19 protein-coding genes are annotated in these 18,221 nt (G+C 71.4%); 6 read left to right on the forward strand and 13 right to left on the reverse strand.

Features of this window, described 5'->3' with window-relative positions:
• Positions 1-426: 426 nt before the first annotated feature.
• Positions 427-1,269 (reverse strand): methyltransferase domain-containing protein, encoded by an 843-nt coding sequence (locus tag AQJ30_RS28920; protein WP_079084373.1) that lies wholly within the window; start codon positions 1,267-1,269, stop codon positions 427-429.
• Positions 1,266-2,144, reverse strand: coding sequence for an LLM class flavin-dependent oxidoreductase (locus tag AQJ30_RS28925; RefSeq protein WP_067239819.1), 879 nt, complete (start codon positions 2,142-2,144; stop codon positions 1,266-1,268). Before AQJ30_RS28925 ends, AQJ30_RS28920 begins: the two co-directional genes overlap by 4 nt.
• 86 nt (positions 2,145-2,230) lie before the next feature.
• Here AQJ30_RS28925 and AQJ30_RS28930 point away from each other — a divergent pair, with 86 nt between their 5' ends.
• From AQJ30_RS28930 to AQJ30_RS28955, 6 genes are all read left to right on the forward strand, one after another.
• Positions 2,231-2,638 carry a DUF192 domain-containing protein gene (locus tag AQJ30_RS28930; protein WP_067239821.1) on the forward strand — a complete coding sequence of 136 codons (408 nt, stop codon included), beginning with the start codon at positions 2,231-2,233 and terminating at the stop codon, positions 2,636-2,638.
• 117 nt (positions 2,639-2,755) lie between these two features.
• Positions 2,756-3,289 carry a hypothetical protein gene (locus tag AQJ30_RS28935; RefSeq protein ID WP_245727177.1) on the forward strand — a complete coding sequence of 178 codons (534 nt, stop codon included), beginning with the start codon at positions 2,756-2,758 and terminating at the stop codon, positions 3,287-3,289.
• 1,657 nt (positions 3,290-4,946) lie between these two features.
• Complete coding sequence (gene mycP, locus AQJ30_RS28940) at positions 4,947-6,281, forward strand: type VII secretion-associated serine protease mycosin (RefSeq protein ID WP_067240197.1); 1,335 nt, start codon at positions 4,947-4,949, stop codon at positions 6,279-6,281.
• Positions 6,282-6,380: 99 nt separating this feature from the next.
• Positions 6,381-6,827 carry a hypothetical protein gene (locus AQJ30_RS28945; RefSeq protein WP_067239822.1) on the forward strand — a complete coding sequence of 149 codons (447 nt, stop codon included), beginning with the start codon at positions 6,381-6,383 and terminating at the stop codon, positions 6,825-6,827.
• Between the two features lie 5 nt (positions 6,828-6,832).
• Complete coding sequence (locus AQJ30_RS28950) at positions 6,833-9,013, forward strand: hypothetical protein (RefSeq protein ID WP_067239824.1); 2,181 nt, start codon at positions 6,833-6,835, stop codon at positions 9,011-9,013.
• On the forward strand, positions 9,006-9,665 hold the full coding sequence (locus tag AQJ30_RS28955; protein WP_067239826.1) for a hypothetical protein: 660 nt from the start codon (positions 9,006-9,008) through the stop codon (positions 9,663-9,665). Before AQJ30_RS28950 ends, AQJ30_RS28955 begins: the two co-directional genes overlap by 8 nt.
• Before the next feature lie 14 nt (positions 9,666-9,679).
• On the opposite strand, the gene AQJ30_RS28960 is transcribed toward AQJ30_RS28955, so the two are convergent.
• The 11 genes from AQJ30_RS28960 to AQJ30_RS29010 all read right to left on the reverse strand — a co-directional run bounded on the left by AQJ30_RS28960 (position 9,680) and on the right by AQJ30_RS29010 (position 18,218).
• Complete coding sequence (locus tag AQJ30_RS28960) at positions 9,680-10,324, reverse strand: OmpA family protein (protein ID WP_067239827.1); 645 nt, start codon at positions 10,322-10,324, stop codon at positions 9,680-9,682.
• Positions 10,325-10,331: 7 nt separating this feature from the next.
• The gene (locus AQJ30_RS28965; RefSeq protein ID WP_067239829.1) at positions 10,332-10,916 is read right to left on the reverse strand and encodes a hypothetical protein; all 585 of its coding nucleotides are present in this window, start codon (positions 10,914-10,916) and stop codon (positions 10,332-10,334) included.
• Between the two features lie 34 nt (positions 10,917-10,950).
• Positions 10,951-11,625, reverse strand: a complete 675-nt coding sequence (locus AQJ30_RS28970) for a pilus assembly protein TadG-related protein (RefSeq protein ID WP_067240199.1) — start codon at positions 11,623-11,625, stop codon at positions 10,951-10,953.
• Positions 11,622-11,852 carry a Flp family type IVb pilin gene (locus tag AQJ30_RS28975; RefSeq protein ID WP_067239831.1) on the reverse strand — a complete coding sequence of 77 codons (231 nt, stop codon included), beginning with the start codon at positions 11,850-11,852 and terminating at the stop codon, positions 11,622-11,624. The genes AQJ30_RS28970 and AQJ30_RS28975 overlap by 4 nt, the downstream gene beginning before the upstream one ends.
• 122 nt (positions 11,853-11,974) lie before the next feature.
• Entirely contained in the window at positions 11,975-12,730 is a 756-nt protein-coding gene (locus tag AQJ30_RS28980; protein ID WP_067239833.1) for a response regulator, read from the reverse strand.
• On the reverse strand, positions 12,727-14,148 hold the full coding sequence (locus AQJ30_RS28985; RefSeq protein ID WP_079084374.1) for a sensor histidine kinase: 1,422 nt from the start codon (positions 14,146-14,148) through the stop codon (positions 12,727-12,729). Before AQJ30_RS28985 ends, AQJ30_RS28980 begins: the two co-directional genes overlap by 4 nt.
• Before the next feature lie 11 nt (positions 14,149-14,159).
• Entirely contained in the window at positions 14,160-15,047 is an 888-nt protein-coding gene (locus AQJ30_RS28990; protein WP_067239834.1) for a DUF5936 domain-containing protein, read from the reverse strand.
• A 13-nt stretch (positions 15,048-15,060) separates the two neighbouring features.
• Positions 15,061-16,005 carry a type II secretion system F family protein gene (locus AQJ30_RS28995; RefSeq protein ID WP_067239836.1) on the reverse strand — a complete coding sequence of 315 codons (945 nt, stop codon included), beginning with the start codon at positions 16,003-16,005 and terminating at the stop codon, positions 15,061-15,063.
• Positions 16,006-16,032: 27 nt separating this feature from the next.
• Positions 16,033-17,370: a TadA family conjugal transfer-associated ATPase gene (locus AQJ30_RS29000; RefSeq protein ID WP_067239838.1), complete on the reverse strand. Its 1,338-nt coding sequence runs from the start codon at positions 17,368-17,370 to the stop codon at positions 16,033-16,035.
• 100 nt (positions 17,371-17,470) lie between these two features.
• Positions 17,471-17,824, reverse strand: a complete 354-nt coding sequence (locus AQJ30_RS29005; protein ID WP_067239839.1) for a TadE/TadG family type IV pilus assembly protein — start codon at positions 17,822-17,824, stop codon at positions 17,471-17,473.
• A gap of 1 nt (position 17,825) precedes the next feature.
• A complete protein-coding gene (locus AQJ30_RS29010; RefSeq protein WP_067239841.1) occupies positions 17,826-18,218 on the reverse strand; it encodes a TadE family protein in 393 nt (130 codons plus the stop codon).
• Between the last annotated feature and the right edge of the window lie 3 nt (positions 18,219-18,221).

An 18,221-nucleotide genomic window follows, 5' to 3' on the forward strand; every position in this document is an offset into this window, starting at 1 on the left:
GTAAGTGATGCTGCGCGCATCGGCGCCCCACAACTACTCTCCGCAGTCGAACGACGACGCGGAGAGGCCCGCGGAAGGGTGAGTTCAGGGGGTTCTGGTGGCCGGAAAAGGGCGGAATCCCAGGGCAATCGGGTGCAAGAGGGCGATTTTCGACAGACACGCCGACCGGCCCCCGGCCGTCCCCCCGACGGGCGACCCCGGCCGCGAACGCCCGCTTGACGGGCGCGCCACCGCGCAGCCCCCTCCACTGCGCGGTGACGCCCGCGCAGCTTTGCTTACGCGAATTGCCTTGGTCCGAACTTACGTGAGCCTGACATGTGACGCGAGGGGTTACTGATAACGATGTGGAAAACGTGTGGAGATGATGGGCGTATATGGGCCGCTTTGCACCGACTTGCCCTGTTCGAAAGGTGCGTTCCGGCCAACTTACGGCGCGGGCCTGCGCGCCTCAACGAGGTGGCGGGTGCTGTGCGCCACGAAGGGCCCCTCGGAGACGATGCGTTCGTGCAGCGCGCGCAGCCGGGGCTCGTACGCCTCCACGGTGAAGCCGGGCACCATCCACACGACCTTGCGCAGGAAGTGCACCACCGCGGCGATGTCGTGGAACTCCATGCGCAGGCGCTCCGCGCGCAGCTCGACGACCTCCAGCCCGGCCGCCTCCGCCTCTGCACGCTCCCGGTCGGGGTGCCGGGCGCCGCGAACCGCGTCCGGCTGCGGCCCGAGGAAGTACTCGACCAGCTCGAAGACGCTGCGCGGGCCGACGTGCTGGGCGAAGTACGTGCCGCCCGGTTCGAGGACGCGGGCGATCTCCGTCCAGCGGGGCCGCACGGGGTGCCGGCTGGAGACGAGGTCGAACGTGCCGTCCGCGAACGGCAGCGGCCGGTCCTCGGCGACGGCGACCACGGCGACGCCGCGCGGGCGCAGCAGGGCGGTGGCCTTCGCCACGTTCGGGGGCCAGCCCTCGGCGGCCACGGTCAGCACGGGACGTCGTACGGCACGCCCCAGGGCGAAGTCCAGGACCTCCCCTCCCCCGGTGTCCAGGTCCAGGGCGGCCCGGGCGCGGGCGAGCCGGCCGGCCAGGGAGACGGCGTACCCCCACGAGGGCCGCGCCTCGGTGGCCCGCCCCTCGAACCAGGAGAAGTCCCAGCCTTCGGTGGGCACGGAGGTGCCTTCGGCGAGGAGGGAGGCGTAGGTGGGGTGGGGGGCGTCGGGGTCGGGGGCGGGGTGGGCACGGGGGCCCTCGGGGGCGGGGTGGGGGTTGGTGGTCATGAGGCCTTCACCAGGGAGCGGACGTCGTTTCCGGCGAAGCGGAGGAACCCCTCGGGGTCGGGTTCGTCGGCCGTGGGCAGCAGGACGACCGTGTCGGCGCCGGCGTCGGCGAAGCGCTGGACGGCGTCGGCGACCTCGGCCGCGTCGCCGGCGGCACCGAGACCGGGGACGGAACCGAGCCCGAGGGAGGTGAGTTCGGCCCGGACCCGGGCCTCGGCACCGGGGCCGGTCGCGGTCATGAGGTAGACGACGACCTTGTGCGCGCCGCTCCGCCCGGCCGCGGCGCGCCCCTCGTCGATGAGCCGGCGGGCCTCGCGGACCCCGTCGGGCGAGGCCGCCTCGTTGAGGACGGTGCCGTCGCCGACCTCACCGGAGAGCCGTACGGTGCGGGGCCCGACGGCGCCGACGAGCACATCGACCGGCTCGGTGGGCGGCCAGTCGAGGGCGACGTCGTCGAGGCGGACGTAGCGGCCCTCGGTGCTGAGCCGTTCCCCGTTCAGCAGGGCGCGCAGCGCGACCGTGTGCTCGCGCAGGAGGGTGAGCGGCGACGCGGCCCGCGCGCCGACCTGCCCCATCCAGTCCTGGACACCGTGGCCGACGCCGACGACGACCCGGCCCGGGAACATCCGGTACAGGGTGGCCGCCTCCATGGCGGTGAGGGCGACGTTGCGCAACGGCACGGGCAGCAGCCCGACCCCCACCCGCACCCGCTCGGTCCAGGCGAGCACGGCGGCGGCGGAGGAGATCCCGCCCTCCCGGAAGCAGTCCTCCCACAGCCACAACTCGTCGAGCCCGCTGTCGTCGGCGATGCGCGCGGCGGCGCGGAACCGCTCGGGAGGCAGCTGGGGACGGAGAATGGCACCGACGTGGGTCATGGTCCCCTTCCTATCCGGGAGTTCGGGGAGGGACAACTCGTTTAGGTCGGGGGAGGGACGGGGTGGGCGTGGCACGGGGACGACGTATGCGGGCGCGGACACGGGCGCGGTGGCGGGACGGGCGGGGGTGGTTGGTGGTGTACGGGGCCGGGGAGCCGGTCAGGGTGCCGGTGGAGATCGCGGCGTCGTACCGGGCGCGGACGCGGGGGCTGCTGGGGCGGGACGGGGTGACGGGGGCGCTGCTGCTCACGCCGGCGAACAGCATCCACACGGTCGGCATGCGCATCCCGATCGATGTGGCTTACCTGGACCGGCACTTGAGGGTCCTGGCGGTCCGCACGATGCGCCCCGGCCGCCTGGGCCTGCCGCGCCTGAGGTCACGGCACGTGCTGGAGGCGGAGGCGGGGGCGATGCGGGGGTGGGGGGTGGAGACGGGAGCCCGGGTGGAGGTGGAGCCGGAGGAGGAGACGGGCCGTCGGGCCGGGGCCCGGTGACCTGATCCCGTTCACGGCCGTGACGGAGCGAAGGGAAATGTCACTGGCTGTGGATAGAGTTCCTGCTGCGGCTGCACGTGTCCGGCTGACTGGTCCGGCCGAACGGGGAGGATTGCTGTGTCGCCCAGCGAAGACGGTGCGGGTTCCGAGGGGTCGTCGTGGGCGTCGGCCGTGTTCGACATGGGCCGGGACGCGCTCGCCGCGCAGGCCGACGTCGCCGCGGAGTACGCGTCGTTCACGGCGTTCCGCAAGCGCGTGGACGACCTGATCCGGGACTTGAAGGGCTCGGCGGCGGGCCCGGACGAGGTGGTCCGGCAGCAGTTGGCCCGGCACGAGTTCGGGGGCGGGGACGGGGCGTGGGCGGAGGCGTCGGGCCTCCACGCGGCGTACGAGACGGTGATCACCGAGCTGGAGGGCCTGTCCAGGCTGCTGTCCGACTCGATGGAGGGCATGAGCATCGCCGTACTGGCTTCGCACAAGGGCTACGAGAACATCGACCTGGGCGTGCGGGACCGCATGGCGGCGATCAGCGCGGAGGCGACGAAGCAGTACGGGGGGACGTACAGGCCGGAGACGCCGGCGCCGGGGCCGGGCGGGGCTGCGGCCGGGGCCGGTGGGGATGCGGGCGGCGACGCGGGAGGCACGATCTGATGCCGGTGCGGGGACCCGGTGGCGGGACGTCCTTCGAGGACATGAGCCACGAGCAGATGCTGGCCTGGCTGGACCGGGCGGACGCGGGCCAGGTGCAGGCGGCGGCCGGGCGCCTGACGGCGGCGGCGAAGGCGATCCGGGAGATCGCGGAGGAACTGAAGGTGCGCCCGCAGTGGGTGGCGTGGAAGGGCGAGGGCGCGAACGCGTTCCGCACGTGGAGCGCGGACCTGGCCAACTCGACGCTGCGGCTGGGCGACTTCAGCGAGGACGCGGCGACGTGGCTGACGGAAGCGTCGGGGGCGATCGCGCGGGCCCAGGCGTCGATCCCGCGCGACGGTGCCCGGCCGTCGACGCCGAGCTCCCCGGACCCGTCCGGCACCTCCCCCGAACTGGCAGCGCAGGCCGCCCACGAGGAACGGGTCCGCCAGGAGGCGGCGGCCCAGATGCGGAAGCTGACGCAGACGTATGCGTGGTCGGCTACGCAGTTGAACGCGTTGGAGAGGCCTAAGCTGCCGCCTCCGCCGGATGCCTTCCTGCCGCCGGATCCCAGACGGGTGGGCGAGTCTGGCAATGTGACGCAACCGGGCGCCTCGCGCGGGGACACCGCTGCTCCTTCGATCGGAGGAGCCACGTCCGTCCACGCGGCGCCGGGAAGCAGTTCAGCTGCCGACGAGTGGACCTCGAAGCGGCCCGCCACAGCGTCGTCGCTCGAGCCGGATGTCTTAAGCATCGTGCGCTCGCCGCACATGGAGATGGACTCCGTGGCCACGTTGCCGTCCAACGTTTCCACGGATCTCGTGGGCGGCACGCCCGTGTCTGAGCTAGCGAGGCACGGAAATCCGCAGCCAGGTACGGTTCCACCCACCGTCGGCTACGCCCCAGGGTCGTCTCCTACGCGGGCGTGGGGTCGGGCGGTGGAGGGCTCCACCGAACAAGTCCGAAGCTTCACGGGGTCAGCACGCCAGAGCACGACCGCGACGGGCGGCACTGGCTCCGCACAGCCCTCGGTCTCCGGGCGGCCACCGGCCTCCGCCGGCCGGGCTGTCCCGGCGGTTTCACAAGGTCGTCCAACGACGGGCACAGGCAACGGCATCGTCGGCGGCCGCCCGGTTCCCCCCAGCCCCGGGCGCACGCCTGGCGCCATCCCCCGCGGGATCGTTGTCGGCGGCGAGAGCCCGCCAGCGCGGGGTGCCACCGGAACAGCGGGCCGAACCACGAACGCGCCGGGCCGCGTAGTCGGACAGTCCGATCAGAAACCTGGTCGTACACCCGCCGCTCCACGCTCCGGGGTACTTGGTGGTCGTCCGATGAAGAACGGCGTCGTCGGCGCCGATCGCCGGCCGGGCCAGACCGGAGAGCGCCCTACAGGCTTTGGGGCCACGGTCACGCCGGGAGCCGTCGGCGCAAGCAGGAACGGGGTCAGCGGCGGGACGCCACCCGCCATCCGCCCGGCCGGTACTCCTGGCATCGCCGCCAAGCGGACTGCTGGGACTACATCACCGCGACCCACTGGAAGCACGGGACTCCAGAGAGGGCCCCGACCGCAACGTGGGGCCAAGCAAGGGGAGGAAGAGCCCGGCCAGGACGACAGCGGTCGCTCGGCGCCGTCGACCGGTCATTGATCTGCGCGAACCAGGACTTCGAGAGAGCGGATTACATGCACAGCAGGACTCCCCACAGGGGCCGGGGCGCAGCGGTGACAGCGGTCCTCGCCCTGATGTTCATGGGCGCTGCTGAAGCACCTGCCCTCGCAGAGACAAGCCGCGAGCAGCAATGGTTCCTCGATGCCATGCATGCGGAAGAGATGTGGAAGGCGACCACCGGCAAAGGCATCACGGTGGCTGTCATCGACACCGGCGTCGACCCGACCAACCCCGATCTGAAGGGCCGCATTCTGCCGGGAAGGGACTTGGCCGAAGACCTGAGCGGAGATGCGCACACAGACTACGACGGCCACGGTACGGGCATGGCCGGTCTCATCGCCGGGACGGGTTCCTATGGGGGCGGCAAGGGCTCCTTCGGGCTCGCACCGGGATCGAAGATCCTCCCCGTTCGGATGCCGAATCCTCTTGAAGCGGGCAACGAAGCCGAGGCGAGCAAGCGGTTCAACGAGACTCTGCCTACGGCGATCAGGTACGCGGTCGACAACGGTGCACGGGTCATCAACATTTCCCTTGCGCAGCGGGAAGGCGACCCGCAGGTGACGGACGCGGTGAAGTACGCCCTCAACAAGGGGTCACTCGTGTTCGCTGGTGTTGGTAACGACGGAGACAAAGGCAACCCGGTCATGTACCCGGCAGCGACCCCCGGAGTCGTCGGCGTGGCGGCCGTGGGCCGGGATCTGCGGCGAACTTCCGAGTCCGAGTTCGGGCCGCAGGTCGACATGGCCGCCCCGGGCCAGGACATGATCCACGCCTGCGGTGGAAAGACAGGTCTCTGCAGGTCAAGCGGCACCAGCGACGCCACCGCCCTCGCCTCGGCCTCCGCCGCCCTCGTCTGGTCCGTCCACCCCGACTGGACCAACAACCAGGTCCTGCGCGTCATGCTCAACACCCTCGGCGCCCCCACGGACGGCGCCAAGCGCAACGACTCCATCGGGTACGGCATCGTCCGCCCTCGCGTCGCCCTGACCGACCCCGGTGACCCCGGTCCGGCGGACGTCTACCCGCTGCCCGACCTCGAGGCGGCGGCGTCCGCGTCGCCGAGCACCGCGCCGTCCGGGGCGGACAAGGGCGCGGACACGGCCCCTGCGGCGGCCCGGGACGAGGGCGGCGACTCGGTGCCGTGGGTCGCCGTGGTCGTCGGGGTAGCCGTGCTGCTGGCCGCGGCCCTCGCCGGCGTCATAGTCGTGGCCCGCCGCCGGAGGCGCGCCGCGGTCCCGCCCACCACGGCAGTTTCCGGCCAACTTCCCCACCCGGCTCCGGGCTACGGTCCTCCCCCGGGCACGTCCGACCCGGTTCACCGGCCGGGAAACGGGCCCGGAGGGTTCTAGGCGTCGAAGGGCGTCGGTCGCGTCGGGGCCTGACCGACGTGGCTTTCCGTCCCACAGGCGGTGAGGACCGCGTCCCGCCGCCGCAGAAGGAGGTCCCGCATGGCGTGGGAGGAGTGGGAGCAGCTGAAGGCCGAGGCCGTGCAGCGGGGCTCCACTCGGATGCAGTTGAACCAGAATCCGGCTGATCAGGGAGGCGACGGGACGCAGGGAGACCTCGTGGCCGGGCACGCCGACCTCGAGTCGGTCGGCAAGGCCGCGCACGACCTGTTCGAGGGCTTCACGGCCTACAGCGGTCATGCCCGCGTGGCCTCCGTCGCCGCCGCGGGCGGGCTCAAGGCCGAGGGATACGCCCTCGGCGCCGCGCTGGAGCACGTGGCCGAGCGCTGGAGCGAGCAGACCAAGACCCTCCTCGACGCCTGCGCCCACATCTCCAACCACCTGCGCTACACGAAGAACCAGCACACCGCCGACGACTCGTACATCGCCGGTACGGTCAGCAGCATCGCCACGTTGGACGAGGGCTTCGACGACCGGAAGGGCCACTGACACCGATGGACCTCGACGCCCTCCGCTTCGGCAACTTCTCCCAGCTCGGTGAGGCCGTCACCGACTGGGAGCAGATGACGCGGAAGCTCGCGGAGCTGATGAAGGCCGCGCAGGACGACCTCAAGGCCAAGGCCGACAAGGCCAGGTGGGCCGGCGTCAACGCCACGGTCAGCCGTGAGTTCGTGGACCGGACCGCCGCGGAGTTCACCGACGCGCACACCCAGGCCGGCTCCATCACGAAGATCCTGAGCGACACCCGCGTTGAACTCCTCGACTACCGCACGCAGGTCAACGACGCCATCGAGCGGGGCGCCAAGCGGAACCTGACGGTGGTCGACACGGGTGCCGGCACCTTCACCGTCAGCGGGAACACCCGCCCCGACTGGGCGTCGGATCCCGGCGGCGGGAGCGGAGCCACGGACCAGCAGGCCGTCGACGACCTGCGCGACGAGATCCAGCGGATCCTGAACAAGGCGGCCGAGAGCGACAACAGTGCCGCGAAGGTGCTCAACCTCCTGGTCGACCAGGCCAAGTACGGCTTCTCGGACGCCTCGTACGCGGACCGCGACTCCGCGGCCCGGGCCGTCGCGGCGGCGGAGAAGCTGGCGAAGGCGGCGAAGGACCCGGCGTCGATGACCCTCGACGACGTCGCCGCCTTCAACCGCACGATGAGCAAGTACCACGGCGACCCGCTGTTCGCGGAGCAGTTTGCGCGGGAGTTGGGGCCCAAGGGCACGCTGCAGTTCTGGACGGAGATGACGTACGCGCACGCCGGTGCGCGTGGCTCAGAGCTCGACACGATGAAGACCCTGCAGAAGAACCTGGGCCTGACCCTGGCCACGGCGTCCTTCTCGGACTCGGACGCGATGCGGGACTGGAAGCGGGACCTGATCGCCGAGCGGAACACGAACTTCCGTGCCGGTGGGGCGTTCAGTCCCATCGGGGCGCTCGGGTCTCAGGTCATCAGCAGCCTCATGCGGGAGGGGCATTACGACACCGAGTTCCTGGACGACTACCGGGAGAAGCTGTTCAAGGCGGACAAGGCGGCGGGGGACGCCGGCACGGACGATCTGTGGACCAAGGGGTACGACGCGCTGGACGTCGTCTTCGGGGACGGCAACGGCCGGGATCCGCTGGAGGGGTTGTTCGACGGGCTCTCCCACAATCCGGAGGCGGCGACGCACGCGTTCACGTCGAAGTCGGACTTGGACCACATGTTGGGGACCACGTCCTACACCCAGCGGGGAGAGCCGCTCGGGCGCGCACTGGAAGCTGCGGTCACCGGTGTCGCCATCGGGGACCATTCGTCCGCGGCGCCGCCGCACAGCTCGGCGCAGGTGCAGATCATGGCCAACGTCATGCGCGCCGTGGCCCAGCCCGGCGGCGGCGCCGGGCTGGTGGGCAACGGGCTGGGAGCGAGCTTCGGGAACATGGCGGCTTCCTACATGCCGGAGATCAGCCGGGCGTTCGGGAGTGCCAATGCGGAAGTGTTCCTCACCAGCAGCGACAACCCTGACGGGTTGGACACGGCGGACGTGACGAGATTCCTCTCCGCCGTGTCCCTCGATCCTGCGGGACGAGCGGGGGTGATCGTCGGAGAAAGCATCTACACGAGCGGACTTCTCGAGGCACACCTCTCGGATCCCGGCTTGTTCGACGGAACCCGGGATCAGGTCCTCCGGAACATCGGAAAGAACGCAGGAACGATCGAAGGAATCGTCGGCCACTCCCTGGCAGACGCGGCAGTCGGCTCCGCGGTCGACAACGAGAACACTTACAACGAAGCCCTGCAGAAAAAGGGCGATTTCGTCAAGACCTGGATCTCCACCGGTCTTGGTTACGGATCCGTCTCCCTCTTTCCCGAGAGCCGTACCGGGTCCGCCGTGGGAGCGGCCTTCGGCGGTTTCGCCGGGGGCGTCATCGGTCTGGCCGTTGACCGCCTCACCGACGGCCAGCAGCTCGAAGGAGCCAAGGACCAGGCCTTGTACGCGAGCGCGAAGGATCTGTACGACATGCGCGACTCAGTCAACCAGCAGACGCAGTGGTCGACGGCAGACGCCCTGGAACGCCATCACGTGGACCTCCCCAAGCAAGGCGCCGGCGATACCGTGCGCCTTGCTGTGAACGAAGGCTGGAACGACGCCAGCCGATTCCTGAGCGACGCCAAGGAGCGCCCCAGTGGCTGAGAGCACTCGCGAAACGGAACGGGCTGCTACCCGGTACGCCGTCAAGTGGATCGTCCTGTCTCTCGTGATACTCAGCCTTCTGGGCGGAGGTGCGTGGTTCGCACTCACCACGGGACTCGAGCGCCTGCCCAAGAAGATGTGCGACGGTGCCGTCGAACGGGATCTCGCCATTCGTGCGCTGCCCCGTACGCGCACGGCGGACGACAGCTACGACCAGCGCAGCGGAGGGACGGAGATCGAGTACGCGTGCCGGGTGTACACCAGCGCGGGTTCCATCCTGACTGGTCGCGCCGAAGTGAATGACGTCTCCCCCGCGACCTGGGTCGAGCACTTCGTCGGCGCGTCCCAGCACGACGCCGTCAAGGTCTCGGTCGGTGGAATCGAGGCGATGGCTCGGCTCGACCAGGAAAGCGGAATCTCGTACGTGTACGTTCCCTGTGTGCCCCGTGATTTTCGGGCCGAGGACGCGAGTGAGGCCTACGCCGTCACCGCCGAGGCGAGTGTGGTCGGGGACGGCAGGGTTTCCGGCGCGGCCCTGCGGCAGGTGGTGACCGACTTCGCTTATCAGGTGGCTGTGCACACCGTGGACCTGGCCCAGTGTCAGGGGCGGCCGTCGCTTCCCGGGAAGTTGCCCCGTTACGCGGCCCCGTGACGCCGGCCTCCGCCTCAGCTCGCCCCCCTCGGGAACGTCACCTCCACCCGGCGGTTCTTCTTGCGGCCCTCCTCCGTCGAGTTGTCGGCGATCGGGTACTGCTCGCCGTAACCGCGGACCTCGAAGACGACGTTCGGGTTGTTGAGGTCGCCGGACAGGGCCGTCTGGACCGCGTTCGCGCGTTGTTTGGACAGGACGTCGCCGTGGGCCGACGAGCCCAGGTTGTCGGTGAAGCCGAAGACGCGGATCCGGGTCGCGTTCTGCTTCTTGATCTCCTCCGCGATGCCCGCGATGCGGGCCTGCGCCTCCGCGCCCAGCTTCGCGCTGTCCTTGCCGAACAGCACCTCGGCCTGCAGCGCGAACGTCACGTCCGCGTTGGTGTCCTCGCGGCGTTCCTCCCCCGCCTCGTCCTCCACCACCTGCTTGATGTCCAGCACCTTCGGCTCCGCCAGGGTCGCGCCCTCCGGCAGCTTCAGGTCCGGGTCGTTGGGGTCCACCTGCACCGGCGCCGTCGCCGTCGGCTCCGTGCCCGGCGGGACGCTCGGGGAGTCGTCGGCGTGCGCCGTCGTACCGCCGAGGAGGTTGGCTGCCGCCAGCATCATGGCCACCGACGTGGCCAGGGTCAGGCGGGTCGGTGTCGTCGTCCGGGTGCGCGTCATCCTGGCCTCACCCAGAAATCTTGATGACCGCGCTGGGGAACAGCGGCAGTTGGAAGGTGACGTCCGCGCTGGTGGTGGGCGGCGACGGGAACTGCAGGAACACGTCGATCGATTCCCCCGCCTTCAGCGTCGAGAACCCCGTCGTCGTGAGCGGCCGGCCCTCCGTGTCCCGGAGGACGTAGTAGCGCTTCTTGCTCTGCGAGTCGACGAGGGTGGCTCCGCCGAGGGACCGCCCGTTGTTCATGATCTCGGTCTCGTTGCCGCTCAGCTCCAGGGGGATGACCGCCACCTGTCCGCTGTCGTTCTTCAGCACGCCGTTCACCGTCACGAAGCCGCCGGAGTCCCGTTGGGCGGAGGTGATCTGGAGCAGGAGGCCGTTCGGTCCCTTCATCTCGGCCAACGGTTCCTCCGACGTGCCCTCTTGAGGACCGGGCTGCGACCCGCTGGTCCTGGAGGCGGAGGACGAACTCTCGGGCTTCTTGTCGTCGCCCCCACCGCCGCCGCCACACGCCGTGGCGCCGAGCCCCAGGCCGACCACCGCTGTCAGTACGACCAACGCCCTGCGGGTTTTCCCCGTGAACCGCACACTCATCGCTCCGCTTCCTTCTCCACTCGTCGTTCGCGCGTCAGTCGTCTGCCAGGTGGACATCGAAGAGGTCCTCGGGCCCCGGTAGGTCGGTGAGGTTGTCCGGGTCCAAGGTCCAGTCGATGTCGTCCTCGCAGGTGAGCGTCGGCAGCGTGGGGTGCTCGGCGTCCCCCGGGTCCCCGGGCTCCGTCGGCTCCCCGGTCGGCTGCCCCGTCGGTTCACCCGAAGGCTCGGGTGTCGGCGTCGGCGAGGGGGGTTTGAAGCTGCACAGCGGATGGATCACCGCTCTGGCCGAGGCATGCGCTCTGGTCGTGCTCGTGACCGGGAGCACCGAGTCGCCCGCCGACTTGTTCGCCCGGACGGTGACCGTGTAGCCCAGGGGGCCGTCCGGGGAGCACTGGACCTCCCCGGCGTCGTTCATCGCCGCCAGCTGGTCCGCACGCCAGCAGGAGTCCGTCGCCCCGGCGCCCTGGAAGATGGCCTCCCACTTGTCGGGGTCGAGGACGTCCAGCACCCACTGGTCCGCCAACTGGTCCCTGGTCTCCTGGGCCGCCGCCAGTGCCGCCGCGTCCGCGGCCGTCTGAGCGCCGTTGCGGTTCACCGCCGCCTGGCCGACCGCGAAGTACGCGAACGCGAGAAAGAGCAGGCCCCCCACCACCGTCAGGTAGATGGGGAAGGCCTGCCCCGCATCACCGTGCCGACGCCGTCGCGTCAGGGAGCCACCTTGGCGATCTGGGCCGTCAGCTTGTTCACGATGGTCGCGCCCAGGTTCGTGTTCGCGATCAACACCACGATCGCCACCACCACCGCGATGATGCCCAGGTACTCCACCGCCGTCTGCCCCTTGTCGCCGCGGCGGCGGGTGGCCTTCGTCGTGGTGTTCTTCCAGCCGTTGACCCGTACCTTGGCCGCGACGGCCGTCTTCAGCAGCAGATCGCTCATGGGGGTCCCCTCCGTGGGTGGCGTGAGCAGGGGGACCGTACGGCGTCGGCGTCGGGTCCGCCGAGGGTCCCTGGGCCCACTTCCGGGCCCAAAGGGCCGTCCCCGAGCGTGCTCGCATCCCCTCAGCCCACCTCTCGGCTCGGCGGCGTCGTACCGGGTGCCGTGCCCAGCCACTTGGCCGTCGCCTCGGCGCGGGTCGTGCAGTGCAGCTTGGCGAAGATGCGGTTGATGTGGTTCTTGACCGTCTTCTCGCTGATGAAGCACGCGGCGGCGATCCGGTGGTTGTTCAGGCCCGTGGCGATGAGGTCCATGATCTCCGCCTCCCTCGCGCTGAGTAGGGACCCCAACTGTCCCACAGGGGATTGCACTTGCGAAAGCCGTTCGCTGGAATTGGCGGAGGCGTAAGCTTCTGGCGATCTTTTGGTGTGTGCTAGTGCACTCTCCCGCAACTCTCCCACCACCGCCGTCGCCGCCGTCGGCGTCAGGTGGGCCCGGCCCGCCACCACGTCACGGACCGCTGTCACCAACTGGTCCGCCGTGAACTCGCCGTGCACCAGGTAGCCGCCCGCCCCCCGCCGCAGCGCCTCGCGCACGACCTCCGACTCGCCGCTGTAGGTCAGCATCAGCACCGGGGCGAGCGGCACCAGGTCGGGCAGGGCCGTCAGGCCGTCCACGCCCGGCATGCGGACGTCGAGCAGGACCAGGTCGGGGCGGTGGCGCCGGGTCATCTCCACCGCCTCGTGGCCGTCGGACGCCTCGGCGACCACCCTGACCTCCTCGCGGCCGTCCAGCAGGGCGGTCAAGCCCGCCCGCACCACCGGGTTGTCGTCGGCCACCACCACCCGCAGCACCGGCAGTTCCGTCCGCTGCTCTCTCACCGGCCCACCGTCCCCTCCGCCGGCAGCGGCAGGTCCAGGCGTACCTCCGTGCCGCCGGGGTGCTCCGCCCGGCCGACGTGGAGGCGGGCGCCCAGCGCCGCCGCCCGTTCCGCCATGCCCAGCAGGCCGAAGTGGCCCGCGCGGCGCAGCTGTTCGAGCTCGTCGTCGGGCGGGAGGCCCCGGCCGTCGTCCCGTACGGTCACGTGCAGGTGGTCGTCGCGTACGGCGGCCCGTACGTCCACCCGGGTCGCGGCGGCATGGCGGTGGGCGTTCTCCATCGCCTCGCCGGTGATCGTGAGGAGGTGGCGGGCCACGGGGGCGGGGACCTGGACCTCCGTGCGGTCGCCCGTCGTGCGGTACGTCGTCGTCAGGCCCGTGCGGCGGCTGAAGTCGGCGGTGAGGGTCCTCAGTTCCTCCAGGGCGTTCCTGTGCTCCGTGCCCGGCGCCTCCGCGCGCAGGTCCGTCAGCAGGTCCCGTGACTCCGCCGCCGCCCGGCGCGCGGCCCGGGCCACCAGGTCGGCCTGTCTGCGGATGCGGTCCGGGTCGGCGGTCGGGGTGCCGGCCGTGTGGGCCAGGGCCTCGGCGGCGAGGGCGACGCCGTGCAGGGTCTTGGCCACCGAGTCGTGCATCTCCCGTGCCAGGCGGGCCCGTTCGGCGTCCGTCGCCTCCGCGGCCGCCAGGCGGGCCTGGGTCGTGGTGAGGGCCTGGGTGGCCTCCCCGAAGCGCAGCATCAGACCGCGCAGGGCCGAGCCCACCGCGCCGGTGATGACGCAGAAGCCGGGGAGCAGCAGCCGTTCGGCCGGGCCCGAGCCGGGGTGTTCCGTCAGGGTCGCGTAGACCAGCAGCAGGATCAGCGACTGGAGCGAGGCGAAGCAGGCGGCGCCGCGCCAGCCATAGACGATGCCCGCGAGCAGCGGGGTGCAGACGCTGACGTAGGCGAGCGTGGTGTCCGGGCCGGCCGAGATCAGCAGCAGGGTGCCGAAGAGGGTGTCCACGGCCAGCAGCGACGGGTGGCGCAGGAGGAGCGGTCCGAAGCGCTCCCAGTCGCGGAAGAGGACGTAGGAGCCCATGAAGGTGACCACGACGGCGGCTCCGACCAGGCGTACGCCCAGCCCGGGGGTGGCGTTGAGCAGCGCGGCGGGCGCGGCCACGGCGATCATCGCCAGGCGGAAGCCGAACACCTGGCGGCACATCGCCTGGAGGGCGTTCACCTCCAGGGCGACCGGTGCCGGCAGCGTCGCCGGGGCATCGGCCGCCGACAGGTGCCCGGGCCGTCGCGGCCGCCCCGGGTCCCGTAAGCGCCCCCCGCGCCACCACCGCCCCGCACGCCCCACAGGCCCCGCACGCCCTGCACGCCCTGCACGCCCTGCACGCCTCACGCCGGTACGTCCCACCCCCGCCAGACCCGTCGTCGCCATCTCCCCGCCCCCTACTTCCCCGTGATCGTGCTGAAGTCCGTGCCGGAGCCGAGCAGCATCCCCGCGCCGAGCAGCAGCATCGTGGCCGGGACCATGAACGTGGTGATCATCAGCGTGGCCTTGGGGACCGCGCGGGCCGCCTTGCGGCGGGCGTTCTGCGCGTCGGTGCGGCGCATGTCCTTGGCGATGGCCACCAGCGTGTCGACGATCGGCGCGCCGAGTTCCTCGCCCTGCTGGAGCGCGGTGACGAACATGGCGACCTGTTCGGAGTCGTTGCGGCGGCGCAGTTCCTCGAACGCCTCGCGGCGGCTGACGCCGAGGTCCATCTGGCGCAGGGTGATGCGGATCTCGTCGGCCCACGGGCCCTGGTAGCGGGTGGCGACCCGGTCGAGGGCCTGGCGGAAGCCGAGGCCGGCGCTCACCACGACCGCGAGGACGTCCAGGAAGTCGGGCAGGGTGCGTTCGATGGCGTCCTTGCGGACCCGGATCGCGGACCAGATGCCGACCTCGGACCAGAACGCCCCGAAAGCGAACAGGAGCAGGGCGAGGAAGAAGCTGCCCTGAAGGAGGGCGACGAGGCCGCCCAGGGCGCCGACGGCGCCGTAGACCGCGCGGCGGGCCGCGTAGCGGTCGAGGGTGAGGCCGCCGGGGTTGCCGGCGAGGTCGATGCGGCGGCGGTAGCGGGCGACCTGCTTGGGGCCCATCAGGCGCAGCACCGCGGGCGCGTAGCGCATGCCGAGGCGGTCGACGAGGGAGCCCACCGCGGTCGTGCGGGTGGAGCCGACCTCCAGGGCCAGGGCGAGGTCGGGGGGCAGCACGGTGTCCGCCCGGTACATGCGCAGGCCGGCGAACACGCCCCCCACGCTCAGGGCCGCCACGAGGGCGAGCAGCAGTCCCACGGTCACCTCCTGCTCAGACGTCGATGCGGGACAGACGGCGGATGAGCAGGAAGCCCACCGCGTACAGGCCGAAGGCGACGATCACGGCCGCCTGGCCGAAGGGCGATCCGGTCATGCGGTCCAGGGCGCCGTCGTTGACGCTGTTGATCAGGAACAACGAGCCGACGCCGAGGACGGGCACGGCGTACGACGTCATGTTGACCTGGGACAGCTGGGTGCGGACCTCGCGGCGGGTCTCCTTGCGTTCCTCCAGCGTCTCGGTGAGGTTGCGCAGCGCCCCGACCACCTGGCCGCCCGCCCGGTTGGACAGGACCAACGTGGTGACGAGGACGACCAGTTCGCGGGAGGGGAGGCGGTCGGCCAGTTCGCCGAGGGCGTCGTCCATGGAGTGGCCGACGGACAACTGGTCGGCGACCTTGCCCAGTTCCTCGCCCGCGGGGGCCTCCAGCTCCTCGGCCGCCATGCCGATCGCGGTGCGCAGGGCGAGGCCGGCGCTGGTGGCGTTGGCGAGGATGCGGGCGAGCTCGGGGAGTTGGTTGATGAAGCGTTCGATGCGTTTCTGGCGCTGCCAGCCGAGGAACTGCCACGCCGCCCAGATGCCGAGCAGGCCGGCGATGGGCCCGAAGAAGGGGGCCAGCGTGGCCTGGCCGACCAGCCACAGGCCCACGACCGCGGCCAGCACGTAGGCGAAGAACTCGCCCGGCGTCACGTCCAGGCCGGTCGCCGCCAGCTTGCGTTCCAGGGTGCGGCCGAGGCGCGTGGGCCGCAGCCGCCGGTCCAGGGCGCGGAAGCGGCGCCCGCGGCCCGGGCCGGGGAGGTTCCCGGTGTACGACAGGCGCTCCACCAGGGCGGCGCGCCGGGCCCGGCCGGCGGCGTAGGAGTGGACGCCGACGACGGCCAGGGTGCAGGCCAGGAGGGTCACTCCGATGGTGAGGGTGATCCGGGTCTGGAGGTCCATGGGTGGTGTGTCCGTCCTGTCTCCGTGCTACCGGGCCACGCGGGTGGCGAGGGCGTTCTCCGTCGGCGCCACCCCGAACGCCTGCGGGATCGGCTGGCTCGCCATGTAGAGGCGGTCGGCCGTGCGGCGCGGGAGGGGGAAGTGGCGGAAGGCGCCGTGGACGCGGCCGTCGGGGGTCATGGGCCGGGCCTCGAAGCGGGCGATGGTGGCCAGCCGGTAGGGCTCGCCGCCGTGGCTGTCGAGGAGGGCGATCTCGGTGACCCGGCGGGCGCCGTCCGCGAAGCGGGTGAGCTGGATGATGACGTCGACCGCGCTGTTGATCTGGTCGTGCAGCGCGATGAACGGGATCTCCACGTCGGACATCGAGGCGAGGGTCTGCAGCCGGGTCAGGGCGTCCTCCGCGCTGTTGGCGTGCACGGTGGCCAGCGAGCCGTCGTGGCCGGTCGACATCGCCTGGAGCATGTCGAGGGACTCGCCGCCGCGGACCTCGCCGACGACGATGCGGTCGGGGCGCATCCGCAGCGAGTTGCGGACCAGGTCGCGGATGGTGATGCGGCCCTTGCCCTCCACGTTCGGGGGGCGGGACTCCAGGCGGATGACGTGCGGCTGCTGGAGCTGGAGTTCGGCGGAGTCCTCGATGGTGATGATGCGCTCGCCCTCGGGAATCAGCCCGGACAGGGCGTTGAGGAGGGTGGTCTTGCCGGTGCCGGTGGCGCCCGAGACGATCACGTTGAACTTCGCCTGCACCAGCCCGGCCAGCAGGAACAGCATGTGTTCGTCGAGCGAGCCGAAGCCGATCAGTTCGTTGAGGGTGTAGGAGCGCGGGAAGCGGCGGATGGTGAGGATGGGGCCGGTCAGGGAGAGCGGCGGGATGATCACGTTGACGCGCTCGCCGGAGGGGAGGCGGGCGTCCACCATCGGGTTGGACTCGTCGACGCGGCGGTTGACCGTGGAGACGATCCGCTCGATGGTCTGCATCAGCTGGTCCACGGAGGCGAAGCGCAGCGGCAACTGCTCGACGCGGCCCGCGCGTTCGACGAAGATCGCGTCGGGTCCGTTCACCATGATCTCGGTGATCGACGCGTCCTCCAGGAGCGGTTCGAGGATGCCGAGGCCGAGGGCCTCGTCGACGACCCGGCGGATCAGCTGGGAGCGCTCCACCGTCGACAGGACCGGGCCCTCGCGGCTGATGATGTGGCCGAGGACGCGTTCCAGGCGGGCCCGGCGGTCGGCCGCCGTCAGCGCGCTCATCTCGGCGAGGTCGATTTCCTCCAGCAGCTTCGCCCGGTACGTGGCGACCAGGTGGCCGTCCTCGCCCCGGCCGCCGCTCTCCTCCGGGGAGGTGATGCGTGCCCGCAGGCTCATCGGTTCACCGCCTTCCTCGTCGTCGCCGACGCCGTCGCCGTCGTCGCGCCTGTCACCGTCGCCGCGCCTGTCACCGTCGTCGTCATGGGTCGCGGCCGCCTCAGTGGTCGACCGGCATGGTCGCCGTCTTGTGGGCCTGTCCGAAGTCCCCGATGCCGGGGATCACGGACGGGATGGTCACGGACGAGGTGACCCGCACCTCGTCGCCCAGGTCGGCGGTGCTGCAGCCGACCGTCCACCGGCTGCTCACCGCGCCCCGGCAGGCCGCCCCCGCGTCCCGGTCCAGGGCCGCCCCGCGCGCCCCGGCCCGGGCCGCGGTGCCGGCCTGCTGGGCGGCGTAGGCGATGAGGCCCAGCTGGACGGCGGCCAGCGCCACCAGGAGCAGGATCGGCAGGAACCCCAGGTACTCCAGGGCCACTTGGCCACGGTCGTCGCGTCGGTCGCGGTACGGCATGTCAGTGGTCCTCCTCCTCCACGGCCCCCGCGTGGCCGTGGACCGTGAAGGGGAAGTTCACCGCGCCGGGGAAGAGGACGGGGACCTCCAGGGAGACGTCCGCCGTCACGTAGTCCCCGGACGTCGCGCAGGACACGTTCGCGCCGGACGCCCACGCCCCGGAGAGCTTGTCCTTGCCGGCCTGGTCGCACACGGCCTGCCGCTCCCCCCGGTGCGCGGCCGTCCCGTGCCGTACGGCCTCGTCGGCAGCATTCCCCGCGAGGGTGAAGGTGTATCCCACGAGCACGCACTGCCACAGCACGACCAGGGTGACGATGATGAGCGGGGTCATGCCGAGGAACTCGACGGTGACCTGGCCCCGGTCGGTGTGGCCGCGTCCGCGGTCCGGTCCCATGGC

Source organism: Streptomyces longwoodensis, assembly GCF_001514125.1.
Taxonomy (GTDB): Bacteria; Actinomycetota; Actinomycetes; order Streptomycetales; family Streptomycetaceae; genus Streptomyces; species Streptomyces longwoodensis.

What these genes read in the sequence shown, in the direction of transcription:
- AQJ30_RS29005 (WP_067239839.1), bottom strand. Translation starts at nt 17,824, where the DNA reads ATGCCGTACCGCGACCGACGCGACGACCGTGGCCAAGTGGCCCTGGAG.
- AQJ30_RS28985 (WP_079084374.1), bottom strand. Translation starts at nt 14,148, where the DNA reads ATGGCGACGACGGGTCTGGCGGGGGTGGGACGTACCGGCGTGAGGCGT.
- AQJ30_RS28965 (WP_067239829.1), bottom strand. Translation starts at nt 10,916, where the DNA reads ATGAGTGTGCGGTTCACGGGGAAAACCCGCAGGGCGTTGGTCGTACTG.
- AQJ30_RS28960 (WP_067239827.1), bottom strand. Translation starts at nt 10,324, where the DNA reads ATGACGCGCACCCGGACGACGACACCGACCCGCCTGACCCTGGCCACG.
- mycP (WP_067240197.1), top strand. Translation starts at nt 4,947, where the DNA reads ATGCACAGCAGGACTCCCCACAGGGGCCGGGGCGCAGCGGTGACAGCG.
- AQJ30_RS29000 (WP_067239838.1), bottom strand. Translation starts at nt 17,370, where the DNA reads ATGAGCCTGCGGGCACGCATCACCTCCCCGGAGGAGAGCGGCGGCCGG.
- AQJ30_RS28945 (WP_067239822.1), top strand. Translation starts at nt 6,381, where the DNA reads ATGGCGTGGGAGGAGTGGGAGCAGCTGAAGGCCGAGGCCGTGCAGCGG.
- AQJ30_RS28930 (WP_067239821.1), top strand. Translation starts at nt 2,231, where the DNA reads ATGCGGGCGCGGACACGGGCGCGGTGGCGGGACGGGCGGGGGTGGTTG.
- AQJ30_RS28920 (WP_079084373.1), bottom strand. Translation starts at nt 1,269, where the DNA reads ATGACCACCAACCCCCACCCCGCCCCCGAGGGCCCCCGTGCCCACCCC.
- AQJ30_RS28925 (WP_067239819.1), bottom strand. Translation starts at nt 2,144, where the DNA reads ATGACCCACGTCGGTGCCATTCTCCGTCCCCAGCTGCCTCCCGAGCGG.
- AQJ30_RS28950 (WP_067239824.1), top strand. Translation starts at nt 6,833, where the DNA reads ATGGACCTCGACGCCCTCCGCTTCGGCAACTTCTCCCAGCTCGGTGAG.
- AQJ30_RS29010 (WP_067239841.1), bottom strand. Translation starts at nt 18,218, where the DNA reads ATGGGACCGGACCGCGGACGCGGCCACACCGACCGGGGCCAGGTCACC.
- AQJ30_RS28995 (WP_067239836.1), bottom strand. Translation starts at nt 16,005, where the DNA reads ATGGACCTCCAGACCCGGATCACCCTCACCATCGGAGTGACCCTCCTG.
- AQJ30_RS28975 (WP_067239831.1), bottom strand. Translation starts at nt 11,852, where the DNA reads ATGAGCGATCTGCTGCTGAAGACGGCCGTCGCGGCCAAGGTACGGGTC.